Source organism: Halomonas kalidii (assembly GCF_030010475.1).
Lineage (GTDB): Bacteria > Pseudomonadota > Gammaproteobacteria > Pseudomonadales > Halomonadaceae > Halomonas > Halomonas heilongjiangensis.
Genome location: NZ_JASCQN010000051.1, coordinates 105,461 through 119,994 on the forward strand (window position 1 = coordinate 105,461; position 14,534 = coordinate 119,994).

Sequence of the window (14,534 nt, forward strand, 5' to 3'; positions counted from 1 at the left end):
GTGCCGGGACCCGGCACGGCGTCCGTCTATCTGGCATCATCGGTGGATCGCTTGACGGACAATCGAGGAGCCGCCCCATGAGACTGCAACACGCCACCTGGCCTGAGGTGGAGGCCTATCTCCAACGCGCGACGGGCATCATCGTGCCCATCGGCTCCACCGAGCAGCACGGGCCGAACGGCCTGGTGGGCACCGATGCGATCTGCCCCGAGGCGATCGCCTGGGCACTGGGCGAGCGCCACGACGTGCTGGTGGGGCCGACACAGGCCATCGGCATGGCGCAGCATCACCTGGCCTTCCCGGGGAGCCTCACCTTGCGGCCGAGCACCCTGATCGCGGTGCTGCGCGACACCATCGTCTCGCTGGCGCGCCACGGCTTCACCCATGTGTTCTTCCTCAACGGCCACGGCGGCAACATCGCCACCGTGAATGCGGCCTTCGCCGAGGTCCTGGCGGAGCGCAGCCTGCAGGGGCAGAGTGGCGAGCTCGAGCTGGCCCTGTTCAACTGGTTCACCGGGCGGCGGGGACGCGAGCTGGCCGAGTCGCTGTACGGCGATGCCGAGGGCGGTCATGCCACGCCCTCGGAGGTGTCGCTCTCCTGGTTTGCCAGGCCGGAAGCGGTGAAGCAGGTGCCGATGTCACCGCGGGTCGCCCCGAAGGGCAGCGCCCAGTGCGATGCCGACGAGTTCCGTCGCCGCTTCCCGGACGGCCGCATGGGCTCGGACCCGTCGCTGGCCAGCATCGAGCACGGCGCCCGCTTCCTCGAGGCGGGGGTGGAGGACGCCTGGGAGGCCTATCGGGCCTTTATCGGCCAACCTTGAACCTTCCGCCTCCCGGCGCCTCGGAAACCCGCCACGCGGTGGCTTTCCTGCTATCGTGGCGGACTCCAGACATCCCGTTCACGAGAGGAGCCGAGCATGCCCATCGTCACCATCCAGCAGTTTCCCCGCAGCGTCGAGCAGAAACGCGAACTCGCACGGCGCATCACCGAGGCCTTCGCCGAGGCCTACGGGGCGAAGGCCGATTCCGTGCAGGTGTTCTTCAGCGAGGTTGACGGCGAGAACTGGGCCAAGGGCGGGGTGATGGGTTGCGACCGGGAAGCCGGGTCGCGCTGAAGCCCCGCCTCTTACGGCGGCGGCCGGAGCGCGCCTAGGGCCGCTCCGCCGCGGCCGCGAGTTGCCGGTCACGCCACAGGCAGACGAACATCCACAGGAACACCGGCACGTTCATCAGCAGCCCATAGAGCAGCGGCACCAGGCCGATGGCCGGCTGCTGCAGGATCACGAAGGCCACCATCATCGCCACGCCGGCATTCTGTACGCCGACCTCCACGGTGATGGCACGCACACTGGCGTGGCGCAGGCGCAGGCGTCGCGCGAGCTGCCGGCCGAGCGTCATGCCCAGCATGCACAGCAGCAGCACCGCCAGGGTCTCGAGGCTGAGCAGGGCCGGCAGCCGTTCGGCATGGCTGACGAACAGTGCGGCCACCACCGAGATCATCGCCACGCCGGTGAAGACCTTCACCTTGGGCAGCAGCCAGGCGAGCCAGCGAACGGGCAGTGACCGGCGCAGCAGCATGCCGGCCAGCACCGGCAGCAGGGTCACCAGCAGCAGCTGGCCCACGGTGTGCCAGTAGGGGAGCGAGAAGCCCGGGGCGGTCAGCCCGAGCAGTTCCAGGTTCCAGCCCATGATCATCGGCAGGGTGAAGGGGGCCAGCACCGCGGCGATGGCGGTCAGGCTGACCGAGAGGGCCAGGTCGCCCTGGACCAGGTAGCTGAACATGTTCGAGGTCGCCCCGCCCGGCACCAGGGCCACCAGCAGCAGCCCGGCGGCCGCCAGCGGCGGCAGGGGCAACAGCAGTACCAGCCCCCAGGCCAGCAGGGGCAGCGCCAGCATCTGCAGGCCGGTGCCGAGCAGTACACGGCGGGGATGGTGCCAGGTGCGGACGAAGTCGGCCCCGGTCAGGTTGAGGCCCATGGCCATCATCACGCTGGCCAGCACCCAGGGAAGTACGACCTGCGACAACCACTCTGCGGACATCCTGCCTCCTTGCGCGGAACCCTGCTGCCAACACAGTATGACCCATGCCTCGGGGTGCCGGCGATCGGCATCCCTGACGTCAGGGATGAGCATGCAATGAGCAAGACGGCAATCTGGTGGCAGACGTTACGCCCGCGTACCCTGCCGGCGGCATTGGGCCCCGTGTTGCTGGGCCAGGCGCTGGTGGTACCCGGCCACTTCTCCTGGCCGACGGCGATCCTCTGCCTGCTGTGTGCCGTGGCACTGCAGCTGGCAGTGAACCTGGCCAATGACCTCTTCGATGGTCTCGCCGGCGTGGACCGGTCGGATCGCCTGGGGCCGACCCGGGCGCTCCAGGCCGGCTTGCTGGGTGCCGGCGAGTTGCGCGCCGGGCTGGCATTGACGCTCGGCATCGCGGTGGCGACGGGGCTGTGGCTGGCGCTCTTCGGCCATTGGCTGCTGTGGGTGCTGGGCGGGCTGTCGCTGCTCGGTGTGCTCGGCTACAGCGGCGGCCCTCGACCCTACGCCAACCTGGGGCTCGGGGAGGCCGCGGTCTGGCTGTTCTTCGGGCCGGTGGCGGTGCTGGGCAGCCTGCTGGCCCAGCGGAGCCCGATTCCCGCTCATGCCTACCTCGCCGCGGTGCTGATGGGCCTGCCGGTGGCGGCCATCCTGGTCGTCAACAACCTGCGCGACCGCCATACCGATGCGCGTGCCGGCAAGGTCACCCTGGCGGTGCGGCTGGGCGAGCGGAGAACCCGCCTGTTGTTCGCTACCCTGACGGTGGGGCCGCTGCTGCCCAGCCTGCCCCTGCAACTGCCGCCGTGGAGCTGGCTGGCCTGGGGCGTCACCGGCGTGGCCGCACTGGGCTTGAACCGGCGAATATGGCGCTGCGACGGCGCGGCCCTCAACCCGCTGCTGGGGCAGACGGCACTCTTCTCGCTGGTCGTGGCCGCCTGGCTGGGCCTGCGTTTCGTCCTGGCCGTCGCCTGAGTGTAACCGGGCCGGGGCCACAGGGCTCCTGGATCACGGAGGTCTCATGGTGCTGCGCTTTCTAGTCGGGCTGGTGCTGGTCTATGCCCTGGTGGTGTCACTGGCCTGGGGCTTCCAGAGCCGGCTGCTCTACCTGCCGCACATGGGGCGCGACCATGTCGGCACCCCGGCGGACCTGGGGCTGGCCTGGGAGCCGGTGACACTCGAGACCGGGGATGGGCTGAGCCTGGACGCCTGGTGGATACCGGCGGACGAGCCCCGCGCCAGCCTGCTGTTCTTCCACGGCAATGCCGGCAATATCTCCCATCGGCTGGCGTCGATCCGGCAGTTCCACCGGCTGGGGCTCTCGGTGCTGATCCTCGACTACCGGGGCTATGGCCGCAGCGAGGGGAGCCCCTCCGAGGAGGGAACGGCGCGGGATGCCCGGGCCGGCTGGCGCTGGTTGATGGAGGAGGCCGAGGCCTCGCCCGGGGAGATCGTGCTGTTCGGCCGCTCGCTGGGGGCCGCGGTGGCGGCGGAACTGGCCAGTGCCTTGGCCGACGAGAGCCCGCCGGGCGCGGTGATCCTGGAATCGCCGTTCCGCTCGGTGCCCAAGCTCGCCCAGCGGCTCTACCCCTTCCTGCCGGCGCGCTGGCTGGTGCGCTTCGACTATGACACCGAGACCTATGTGACCCGCATCGAGGCGCCGCTGCTGGTGATCCACAGCCGCGAGGACGAGATCATCCCCTTCGCCGAGGGCCAGCTAGTGTATGCGGCGGCTCGCGAGCCCAAGCGGCTGTTGGTGATCCGCGGCGGCCACAATACCGGGTTCATCGACAGCGAGCCGGACTACTCGGCGGGGATCGATGCCTTCCTGAGCGAGGAGGCGGGGCTGGAGCGGCCGTGAGCCGGCCACTCGTCGCTCGGGTAGCGTCCACCGCTGTAACAGCGCACCAGCGGACTATTCGGTCACCTCGGCGTTGTGGAAGACGTTCTGCACGTCGTCGAGGTCGTTGAGGCTGTCGAGCAGCTTCTCGAACATGGTCACGTCGTCGCCCTCGACCGGGGTCACGGTCTGGGGCACGAACTGGATCTCGTCGACCTCGAAGTCGAGCTCGCCGAAGGCGTCGAGCAGTGCCTGCTTGGCCTTGGCGTACTCGGTGTGGGGGGCGAAGACGGTGATGCGGCCGTCCTCGTTCTCGATGTCGGTCACGTCGACATCGGCCTCCATCAGCGCCTCGAGGGCGGCTTCCTCGTCGCTGCCGGCGAAGGCGAGGATGGCGCAGTGGTCGAACATGTGGCTGACGCTGCCCGGGGTACCGAGCTTGCTCTTGGCCTTGTTGAAGCAGGCGCGCACGTCGCCGAAGGTACGGTTGGGGTTGTCGGTCAGGCAATCGACGATGACCATGCAATTGCCGGGACCGAAGCCCTCGTAGCGGGCCGGGGAGAAGTCCTCGCCGCCGACGCCGCTGGCCTTGTCCAGCGCCTTCTCGATCACGTGGCTTGGCACCTGATCCTTCTTGGCACGCTCGATCAGGCCGCGCAGGCTCAGGTTGCCGGCGGGATCGGTGCCACCCTGCTTGGCGACCACATAGATCTCGCGACCGTACTTGCTGTACACCTTGGTCTTGGCGGCGGCCGTCTTGGCCATGGATTCCTTGCGGTTCTGGAAGGCCCTACCCATATCATTGTCCTGTTGCGTCTCACACGAGGCTGGATTCTACGAAACCGCACCGGACGCGAACAGGGATATTTTGCTCCCTGTCCGAGTGGCGTGAGGCGAGTCATGGCTACACTGGCGATAGTCTTCCCGAGATGGTTTCCCCCTTGCCGGAGCGCGTCATGGATCATCACGCCTATCGCCACGCCCTCGCCGAGCATCTCGCCGCAAGCGAGCTGCCCTTTTCCCCCGCCGAGTTCGCGGCGCGCCTGTCACGGGTGCGCGGGGCCATGCGCGCGGCGGGGCTCGAGGCGCTGCTGCTCACCGACCCCGCCGACATCTTCTACCTGACCGGCTACCACACCTTCGAGGTCTCGGTGCACACCTGCCTGGTCGTCTCCAGCGACCGCCTGGTGCTGCAGGTGCCCTCCATCGAGACCGGCCCGGCGGTGGTCACCGCCTCGGTCGACGAGATCCTCGGCTACCGCTGGGAGGGCATCGAGGAGGTGATCGAGCCGCTGACCGAGACCCTGGCACCGTTCCATGCCATCGGCCTGGATGCCTTCGGTGCCGGCTTGCGCCATGGGTTGATCCGCGAGCTGCAGGCGCGCCTCGGCGCCGGGCGCTTCAGTGACGATGGCGGCGAACTGCTCGATCGCCTGCGCATCGTCAAGTCGCCGGCGGAGCTCGGCTGCCTGCGCGAGAGTGCGCGGATCACGTCCGAAGGCCTGCGCGCGGCAATCGCGAGCATCGAGCCCGGTGTCACCGACAACGAGGTGGCCGCGGAAGGCAGCCGGGCGCTGCTGGCGGCCGGCAGCGAGTTCATGAGCCTGCAGCCCATCGTCACCGCCGGCCGTCGCATCAGCGTCATCCACGTCAACCACAAGCGTAACGTGATTGCCGAGAACGAGCCGGTGTTCCTCGAGTTCGGTGCCGCCTTCCAGCGCTACACCGCGCCGATGATGCGTACCGCCGTGGTCGGCCGGGCGAGCCCGGAGATGCAGGCGCTGCGCGATGTCTGCCGCGCCATCTACGAGGCCCTGTGCGCCGAGATGCGCCCGGGCCATAGCTTCGACGCCGCCGCCCGGGCCGCCGAGGCGGTGCTGGCGCCCCACGCCGACCGGGTGTTCCACTCCGGGGTGTTCGGTTACGCGGTGGGGGCCCAGTTCCCACCCAGCTGGGTCGAGGGCACCGGCTATATCGCCCGGGGCCAGCACCGCGAGTTCGCGGCCGACATGGTCTTCCACCTGCCGCTCTGCCTGCGCCTGCCGGGCGAGTGGGGCATCGGCCTGAGCGACACCGTGCGGGTCACACCGAACGGTGGGGAGGCGATCACCGACAACGACTGGCGGCTGCATGAGCGGGCAGCGGGCGGAGCCTGATCCGCGTCGCCATGGAGACTGAACAGGCCTTCCTCTCTGCGCTGGACGCCGAAGTCGGCTGGCGATCGAGCCCGCCGCCCAGTGGGGGCGGGCCCGATGTCGTCATGCCGTCCTGGCCAGCGCCGCGGGGGCGATGTTGGGGTTCATGCGGAACAGGTTGTCGGGATCGAAGCGCTGCTTGAGCTGCTGGAGCCTGGCGTAGTTCTGGGCATAGGCGCTGTCGACGCGGCTCTCCTCGTCCTCGGTCAGGAAGTTGACGTAGCCGCCGCCGGTGGCGAACGGCGCGGTGTCACGGAAGACCCCGCGGGCCCAGTCGCGTACCTTGTCATCGTCGGCGGCATCCTGCCAGCGGCCGTGGACGTTCATCACGAAGTTGGCATCGCGTCCGGCGTAGGCGGTGTCCGTCTCCGCGACCTCGCCCATGGCGCCGCCGAGCTGGGCGATGAAGGCCTCGCACTCGGGGCCGGGCAGGTTCGAGGCGCCGTGGATCAGCGCGTCGATCAGCTCATCGCCGATCTCGGCGAAGTTATGGGACTTCCAGTAGTTGCGCGCGCCGGGGGTGAGCAGCGGGTCGAAGGCGGTCTGGAAGCCGGCATAGGGCTGCGTGCCGAGCATGCTGCCGACCGGCTCGCCGAATTCGAGCACCCTGGCCGCCAGGCGCTCGCCCTCGTCGGGGTCGCCGTTGTGGACCAGCGCGAAGACCACGACTTCCTTGCCATGGATCGATTCGGGCAGGAAGGGCAGGGGCGGGGCCTGGCGCAGTACCGTCCAGACGCTGAGTTCCCGGGGGGCGCCGGCGGCGAAGTCGCGCCAGGCCTGCAATACCCGGCGCGCCTGGGCGAAGGGGTAGACGACCAGGCCGGCGTAGACCTGGGGCCCCACGGGGTGGAGCCGGAACTCGAAGGAGGTCACCACGCCGAAGTTGCCGCCGCCGCCGCGAATGGCCCAGAACAGCTCGGGCTCCTGGGTGGCCGAGACGACCCGCAGTTGGCCGTCGGCGGTCACCACGTCGGCGGAGAGCAGGTTGTCGATGGTCATGCCGTACTTGCGGGTCAGCCAGCCGAAGCCGCCGCCCAGGCACAGGCCGGCCACCCCGGTCGTGGAATTGATGCCGAGCGGCGTCGCCAGCCCGACGCCCTGGGCCTCGTGGTCGAGGTCGCCGAGCAGTGCGCCGGCGCCGACCCGCGCCGTGCGCTGCTCCGGGTCGATGCGCACGGTGCGCATGAGCGACAGGTCGACCATCAGGGCGCCATCGGCGACGGCGTTGCCGGCGATGTGGTGGCCGCCACTGCGCACGCTCAGCAGCATGCGGTGGCTCCGGGCGAAGTCGACCGCATGGCGCACGTCCTGGGCCCCGAGGCAGCGGGCGATGAGCGCCGGGTGGCGGTCGACCATGCCGTTCCAGACGCGACGCGCCTGCTCGTAGTCCGCATCGGCGGCGGTAAGCACCCCGCCACGAATGCCCTGGGCGAGTGCATCGAGTTCATCGGGCGACAGCGCGGCGCGGCTGCCGTCGAGGGTCTGATAGGTCAGGTGTTGCATGGGGTTCTCCTTGTCGATCATGCTCGCAACGGATGGGGGAGTGATGCTGCGAAGTGCAGTATGGGGAGTCGGGCGCCATCCTGACTGACCGGAACTCCTCGGCACTTGATCGGGAATCCGGTTTGTCATGGCGGCACGATGGATCGTCCGCGATACTGGTTCAGGCAGGGGTGCATGCCCCTTCCCCACCACTCGCGAGGCGGACATGAGCCAGGACACCTTGTCTCAGGTGCTGCGCAGCGTCCGCCTGCGGGGGGCGGTGTTCTATCACGTCGAGGGCAGTGCCCGTTGGGTGAGCGAGTCGCCCCCGGCCGCCGAGGTCGCCGCGCTGATCATGCCGGGGGTCGAGCACGTGATGGCCTACCATGTCCTCACCCATGGCGAATGCTGGGCCTCGGTAATCGGTGAGTCGCCGGTGGCCCTGCGCGAGGGTGACGTGGTGATCTTTCCGCGGGGCGACCCACACGTCATGTCGAGCGAACCGGGCATGCGCGGCACGGTGGACCTGACACCTTACGAGTTGCCGCGACCGGAGCAGCTGCCGTTCTTCGCCAGCCGGCAGGGCGAGTCCCTGTCGATGTCGCGCCTCGATCGCGACAGCGAGCGGCACGCTGCGACCCTGGTGTGCGGCTTCTTCGGCTGCGATGCGAATCCCTTCAACCCGCTGCTCGCCAGCCTGCCGCACCTGCTCCATGTACCCGCCAGGGCCGGCGCCGATCACGACTGGATCGCTCACTTCATCCGCTTTGCGCTGTCGGAGTCGACCGACAAGCGGCCCGGCGGCGAAGCGCTGCTCGAGCGGCTCAGCGAGGCGATGTTCGTCGAACTGATGCGCCGCTATCTCGAGGCGATTCCCGAAGAGCAGTCGAACTGGCTCGCCGGACTGCGCGATCGCCACGTGGGCCGCGCCCTGGCGCTGCTGCATCAACGCCCGGGAGAGGCGTGGACGATCGACAGGCTCGCCGACTTCATCGGCCTGTCCCGCTCGGCCCTGCATGAGCGCTTCGCGCGCTTCACCGGCCATGCGCCGATGCACTACCTGGCCAAGTGGCGCATGCAGGTGGCCGCCGGGCTGCTGCGCCAGTCGAGCGCCTCGGTGGCCTCGATCGCCCTGGAGGTCGGCTACGAGTCGGAGGCCGCGTTCAGCCGCGCCTTCCGGCGGGAGACCGGCCTCCCCCCGGCCACCTGGCGACGCGAGCAGACCCGGCTGGCCGAGCGGGAGTCACTATACTGAGGAGGGCGAAGCGGGGGCTGGCGCTCCCGCTGCTTGTCGCGGCGCCGGTGGGCGCCTGCGAGCCGTCAGCCCGTCTCTGGAGGACGTCATGACACAGACCGTCACGGCTGCCTATGGCAGCGCCATGAAGGCCACCAATGCGTACGATGAGCTGGTGTCCGAGGGGTTTCCACGCGAGAAGCTGTTCCTCGACAAGGAGACCAACCAGGTCAAGGTGATCATCCCGGACACCTCGAAGCCGGAAGCGGAAGAGATCCTGCGGCGCCATGGGCCGGATGAGTTCTGGTCGCGGCCGTTCGAGGGCTGAGGGAAGCGGTGTCCCCGTCGCTGGCGGTGGGGCATCGGGTCGGGACCGCCGGCCCAGGCCTGCTTCGCCATCGCGGTGGCTGTGGCCGATGACGCCTGGGCCGGAGTCGGGAGGAGCGCCCCTTGCTGACACGGGGGCTGGGTGATGAGCACGCTCTTCATCAGCCACAGCAGCACCGACAGCGAGGCGGCCCGCGAGATGGCCGACTGGCTGCAACGGCACGGCCACCATTCGTTGTTCCTGGACTTCGATCCCGAGCATGGCATTCCCCCCGGTCGCGACTGGGAGGCCGAGCTTTACCGTCGGCTGCGCGCCTGCCAGGCGCTGATCGTGTTGTGCAGCGAATCCGCCATGGCCTCGTGCTGGTGCCTCGCCGAGTTGAGCCACGCCCGGGCCCTCGGCAAGCGGATCTTCCCGGTGCGCATCGCGCCCTGCCGGCTACGCCCCCAGCTCGCGGAACTGCAGGTGATCGACCTGGTCAAGGAGCCGCAGGCGGGCTACGAGCGGCTGCGTCAGGGGTTGATCGGCGTGTTCGACTGGGATCGCCGCCGCCCGCCCTATCCGGGCCTGATGGCCTTCGAGGAAGTGGACGCCGCCATCTTCTTCGGCCGCGATGCCGAGAGCCAGCAGGCCCTGGACCGTCTCCATCAGCTGAGACACTTCGGCGGCCCACGGCTGCTGCTGTTGCTGGGGGCCTCGGGCAGCGGCAAGTCGTCGCTGGTTCGCGCCGGCATCATGCCGCGGCTGCGGGCCATCCCCGACGCCTGGACGCTGATCGGTCCGGTGCGACCCCGCGACCGGCCCCTGGATGAGTTCAGGGCGCAACTCCGCGCCGCGCTCGGCGACGATGCGGTGGCGGCGCTCGCGTCCGGTGCCGATTCGGAGCCTGCGGCACTGACGAGGATGCAGCGCGAGCTGCAGCGGCAGCCCGGCAGGGCGCACTCGACCCTGCTGCTGGTCATCGACCAGCTCGAGGAGTTGCTGTCGGACTCGCCCCAGGCCGAGCAGTTCATGCAGCTCCTGCGCCCCGTCCTGCAGGATATCGGCGCCCCCGTGCTCGTCATCGCCACCCTGCGCTCCGACTTTCTCGGTGCCCTCCAGGAGCACCCCGCCTGGCGTGACGTCCCGCTGGTGCCGCTGACCGTGGAGCCGCTGTCGGTGGAGGGCTTCGCGGCGGTCATCGAGGGGCCGGCGGAGCTTGCCGGGCTCGAGCTCGAGCCCGGCCTGGTGCGCGCCATGGTGGCGGATACCGCGACCCAGGATGCGCTGCCCCTGCTGGCCTTCACGCTGCGCGAACTGTGGGAGGCGGGAGGCGCGGATGGGCGCCTCACCCTGGCCGAGTACCAAGGTCTCGGCGGACTGCACGGCTCGGTGGCCAGGTCGGCCGAGGCGGTACTGGATGCCGCCGTGCCCACCCAGGCGCAGTGGCAGGCGCTGCGCGCCGCCCTGTTCGATCTGGTGAGACTCGACGAGGAGGGGCGCTACACCCGCCAGGCGGTGCGCTGGGAGGCCTTGCCCGCGGTCAGCCATCCGTTGCTCGAGCGCTTCATCCAGGCGCGCCTGCTGATCGCCGGCAGCCACCAGGGAGAGCGCACCCTGGAAGTGGCGCATGAGTCGCTGTTTCGGGTCTGGCGTCGGCTCAATCGCTGGCTGGAGGCCAACCGCGAGGCATTGCGGGTGCGCGACGGCCTGCGCCGCGCCGCCGTCGAGTGGGATGGCGGCGGGCGTCCCGCCGAGCTGCTGGTTCACCGTGGCAACCGCCTGGAGGCGGCGCAGGCGCTCACGTCAGCGGGTGCCTTCACGCTCGACGAGGCGGAGCGGGGTTACCTGCAGGCGTGCCGCTGGCGGGAGCGGGTGAGACGCGGCTGGATCACCGCCGCCTGGCTGTCGCTGGTGCTGGGCGTCATCGGGCTGTCCTGGCTCGCCTGGTCGCTGCACCGGCAGGAGCAGATCACCCGGCAGGGCCTGGCCGATCTGCACTGGGCCAGCGGGGTGAGCGCCCGCGACCGCGATGGCCGCCTCCTCGAGGCGAGTCACCACTTCATGCAGGCCGCGGAGCTGGCGCTCGACCCGTCGCGTGCCGCGAGTGCCCACTGGGCCGGCGTCCGGCTGGGCAACGGGCCGGCCCTGGCGGGGGCGGCGGACCTCGGCCCGGCCTTGTTGACCGCCACCCTCGATGCCGCCGATGGCATGCTGCGGCTATGGGACAGCGACGGCGGCAGCCAGGCCTGGTCGTGGGGCGACGATGCCGAGCCGCCGACTCTCGCCCCGGGAGGGCGTGGGTTGCAGAGCGTCTCCGCCGGGGGGCGGCCGTGGACGCACCGGATCGTCCTTCATGGTGACGGTCGGGACACCGAGATTCGCGACCGCCGCAGCGGTGCCCTGTTGGTCACGCTCCCGGAGGCGGTGGAGGGCGTCTGGATCGGGGGCGACGACGAGACCACGGCGGTGAGCGTGCACCGCGGCGGTGACGCCCGGGTATGGGACCTGACGAGCGGCGAACCGCTGGGCGAGTGGCATCATGCGGCCGGGGTGGCGGGCGCGGCCATCTCGCCGGACGGTGTGCGGCTGCTACTGTGGGCCCGCAACGGCGAGGCGGTGGTCTGGAGCGTCGACGCCGCCGGGGTGGTGGCGCACCATGCCGGCGATATCATCGGTGGTGCCCTGGGCCGGCGGGCGCACGAGCTGGTGCTCTGGAGCCGCGAGGGTCGCCTGTGGCTGCCCGCACTGCCGGATTTCGAGCCGCTTCCGGCGGAGGGTGGGCGCTGCAGCCCGAGGGCCATCGGGGCGCGGCTGCTCGACGACGCCCGCCGCCTGCTGGTCTGGAACCATGGTGCCTGCGGGGCCGCGCGCTTGTGGGACCTCGAGGCGCGGCGCCCCGTGGGGCCCGTGGTGCGCCACGTGGACGAGATCGTCCCGCCGCTGGTGCGGGGCGACCGCATCCTGACCTGGAGTCCGGGTGGTGGGCCGGCCCGACTCTGGCACGGGGCGACCGGTGAGCCGGTAGCCGAATTGGCGTCCTCCGTGACGGGGGCCCGCCTTGCCCCCGGCGGTCTCCTGCTGACCTGGGACGGCAGCGAAGCCCGGCTCTGGTCGAGTCGTACCGGTGAGCCGCTGGGCCTGCCGCTGCGGCATGAGGCGACGGTCAGGGAGGTCATGGCCAGCGAGGACGGGCGGTACCTGCTCAGCCGGGGGAGTGACGGCAGCCTGAGGTGGTGGCAAGCGCCGCCCGTGGAGGCCATGGCGACACAGCGGTTCCCGGCCGAGGTGCTCGATGCCGCCCTGGTAGCGGACGAGCCCATGGTTAGGGCCGTCACCCTCGATGGGCATGTCCATGCCTGGTCGACGACCGGCGGCGACGAACCGGCGCGACGCCTGCTGGATCCCCAGGCCGTGCTCGCGGCCTTTGCCCCCGGCGGCGACCGTCTGCTGACCGCGGACGCCCGGGGCGACGTGCGGCTGTGGAGCTGGGAGGAGGCCGCCTTCCGGGCCCTGGCATCGCCGGGGGATACCGCGGGCGAGGGTCCCGTGGCCGGCGTGGTGTGGAGTCCCGATGCCGACCGCCTGCTGTTCTGGGGGGAGCGGGGCTGCACCGCCTGGCTGTGGCGCGTCGGCAGTGCTCGCGCGGTGCCGATCGCGCCGGATGACGAGGTGGCGGAGTGTCGGCTGCGTGGCGCGGCCTTCGCCGGCGACGGGAGCGGGCTCCTGGCGACCTGGGGGGAGGACCGGCGCCTGCGACTCTGGGACGTCGAGGCGCGCGACCCGACATTGCGGCGGATCCTCCTGGAGGGCGCGCTGGTCCGCGCCGCCGAGCTCGATGGGCCTCGCTTGCTGGTTACGCGCGACGACGGTGTCCTCGACCTCATCGCCTGGCAGAACGCCGACGACCGCATCGCCCTGTACCACGATGCCGTCCAGGGGGCCCGGTTGCATGTCGACACCGGCCGGGTCCTGAGCTGGGGAGGGGGCAGCGTGCGCATCTGGGAGGCGGAGACCGCTACGCTGCTCGCCTCCCTGGCTCACGAGGGCGAGGTCGCCGGCGCGATCTTCGTGCCGGACGGGGAGCGCGTGCTCAGTTGGCAGGCTGCGGGAAGCGTGCATCTCTGGGATGCCGTCAGCGGTCACTCATTGACCCCGGCGCTGCGCGGCGCGGGCCGTCTCCTGTCGGCGGTCGATGGCGACTTCGGGGCGACGGCGAGCCGGCTGCTGGTCGCCACGGGAGATCGCGCCACCCTGTGGCACCTGCCGCCGTTCGAGGCCTCGCCGGCCCGGCCGGTGCATCGACAGCAGGTGTTGACCGGCACGCGCCTGACCGCGCCGGGCGAAGTGGTGGTCCTGCCGGCGGAGGCCTGGCGACAGCTCGTGACCGACCCGGCCGGGGTGGCGGAGTGACGCCGCGCAGGCCTCAGGGCGAGACGCTGACACGGGCAGTCGACCAGGCGGTGACCCAGCCTTCCGTCGGCGCCCAGGCACGTATCTTGAGGCGATGCGTCCCCGTGGAGAGGCGCTGCCCGGCGTCGCGTCCGTCCCACTGTCGCGGGTCGATGCTGCGCCCGGCGACCACGCCGCCGGCGATCGGTGCCTCGTGGACGAAGAAGTGGCGCTCACCGTCATCGGCCGGTTCCACGCGCATGAACTCGGCCACGGCACTGGGAAAGTCGGAGTGAGAAAAGAAACGGTAGGAGGCCTGCTCGCGGGCCTGGGCACGGATCAGGCGCGGCAGGAACGACACCTCTTCGATGGCGACCGAGCCCACGGCGCGCGGGCCGCAGCCGAGTGCCTGGATCCGGAACGAGGGCGCCGGGTGTTCGCCACTCAGGTCGGTCGCGGTCACGGCAATGGCGGCGGGACGCTCGCTGTCGCCGAACTCCGGCGGCAAGGTGAACTGCAGACGATGCGCCCCCGTCTCTCCCGCGCCGAAGGGAAGCCGCAGGGTATAGATATCCGGTAGTCCCCGGGCGCTGAGGCGTAGCGTGACCATGACTGGCCGCTCATGGGTGAAGTCCATCACGAACGGCCAGCCGCCGCGTACCATGCCGACGGCGGCGAACGCGCTGGCGTTGTACGCGGGGGCGAACTCGGGGCCATGCTGCCGCAGCCGCATCAGCATGTCGTCCTCGCCCGCGGACGCTTGCTGGCGGCCTGCCTGTTGGCGGTTCCGCAGCCAGCGCACTACCAACACGGTGGCTGCGGCGCCGGCCACGATGGCCGGTACCGTCCAGTCGCTACCGCCATTACCCGTCGGTTCCCTGGTGGTGCCGGTATCGTCCTGGCTGTCGTAATCGTCGTAGTAGTCGACGTCGTCGTGGCTACTGGCGTGGGTCGACGCCAGGGGAGCGGCCGCCAGCACGCCGGCCAGCAGGCAGCCAAGAAACCGCTTCCATCGCCGATGCCCCGGGCCGACTGTGTTCATGTTGGCTC

At 70.5% G+C, this 14,534-nt stretch carries 12 protein-coding genes; 8 read left to right on the forward strand and 4 right to left on the reverse strand.

Translation table 11 applies throughout. The features are described from left to right. Positions 1–77 precede the first annotated feature (77 nt). Positions 78–821: a creatininase family protein gene (locus QLQ85_RS17080; protein ID WP_282740097.1), complete on the forward strand. Its 744-nt coding sequence runs from the start codon at positions 78–80 to the stop codon at positions 819–821. Between the two features lie 96 nt (positions 822–917). Continuing rightward, entirely contained in the window at positions 918–1,115 is a 198-nt protein-coding gene (locus QLQ85_RS17085; RefSeq protein ID WP_282740098.1) for a tautomerase family protein, read from the forward strand. Between the two features lie 34 nt (positions 1,116–1,149). Here QLQ85_RS17085 and QLQ85_RS17090 read toward each other — a convergent pair whose 3' ends face one another. After that, complete coding sequence (locus QLQ85_RS17090; protein WP_282740099.1) at positions 1,150–2,040, reverse strand: bile acid:sodium symporter family protein; 891 nt, start codon at positions 2,038–2,040, stop codon at positions 1,150–1,152. Between the two features lie 96 nt (positions 2,041–2,136). Between QLQ85_RS17090 and menA the strand changes: the two genes are divergently transcribed. Next, the gene (gene menA / locus QLQ85_RS17095) at positions 2,137–3,009 is read left to right on the forward strand and encodes a 1,4-dihydroxy-2-naphthoate octaprenyltransferase (protein WP_282740100.1); all 873 of its coding nucleotides are present in this window, start codon (positions 2,137–2,139) and stop codon (positions 3,007–3,009) included. Positions 3,010–3,055: 46 nt separating this feature from the next. Further along, positions 3,056–3,895, forward strand: a complete 840-nt coding sequence (locus QLQ85_RS17100; RefSeq protein ID WP_282740101.1) for an alpha/beta hydrolase — start codon at positions 3,056–3,058, stop codon at positions 3,893–3,895. Between the two features lie 54 nt (positions 3,896–3,949). On the opposite strand, the gene QLQ85_RS17105 is transcribed toward QLQ85_RS17100, so the two are convergent. Continuing rightward, entirely contained in the window at positions 3,950–4,672 is a 723-nt protein-coding gene (locus QLQ85_RS17105) for a YebC/PmpR family DNA-binding transcriptional regulator (RefSeq protein WP_282740102.1), read from the reverse strand. A 158-nt stretch (positions 4,673–4,830) separates the two neighbouring features. Between QLQ85_RS17105 and QLQ85_RS17110 the strand changes: the two genes are divergently transcribed. Further along, complete coding sequence (locus QLQ85_RS17110; RefSeq protein ID WP_282740103.1) at positions 4,831–6,030, forward strand: M24 family metallopeptidase; 1,200 nt, start codon at positions 4,831–4,833, stop codon at positions 6,028–6,030. Between the two features lie 102 nt (positions 6,031–6,132). On the opposite strand, the gene QLQ85_RS17115 is transcribed toward QLQ85_RS17110, so the two are convergent. Continuing rightward, positions 6,133–7,572, reverse strand: coding sequence for an FAD-binding oxidoreductase (locus QLQ85_RS17115; protein WP_282740104.1), 1,440 nt, complete (start codon positions 7,570–7,572; stop codon positions 6,133–6,135). Positions 7,573–7,777: 205 nt separating this feature from the next. Here QLQ85_RS17115 and QLQ85_RS17120 point away from each other — a divergent pair, with 205 nt between their 5' ends. The 3 genes from QLQ85_RS17120 (at position 7,778) to QLQ85_RS17130 (ending at position 13,505) form a co-directional block, all read left to right on the forward strand. Beyond that, positions 7,778–8,806, forward strand: coding sequence for an AraC family transcriptional regulator (locus QLQ85_RS17120; protein WP_282740105.1), 1,029 nt, complete (start codon positions 7,778–7,780; stop codon positions 8,804–8,806). Positions 8,807–8,894: 88 nt separating this feature from the next. Continuing rightward, entirely contained in the window at positions 8,895–9,113 is a 219-nt protein-coding gene (locus QLQ85_RS17125; RefSeq protein ID WP_282740106.1) for a hypothetical protein, read from the forward strand. A gap of 144 nt (positions 9,114–9,257) precedes the next feature. Continuing rightward, positions 9,258–13,505: an nSTAND1 domain-containing NTPase gene (locus QLQ85_RS17130; RefSeq protein WP_282740107.1), complete on the forward strand. Its 4,248-nt coding sequence runs from the start codon at positions 9,258–9,260 to the stop codon at positions 13,503–13,505. Between the two features lie 13 nt (positions 13,506–13,518). Here QLQ85_RS17130 and QLQ85_RS17135 read toward each other — a convergent pair whose 3' ends face one another. Then, entirely contained in the window at positions 13,519–14,526 is a 1,008-nt protein-coding gene (locus tag QLQ85_RS17135; RefSeq protein ID WP_282740108.1) for a hypothetical protein, read from the reverse strand. Positions 14,527–14,534: the final 8 nt, after the last annotated feature.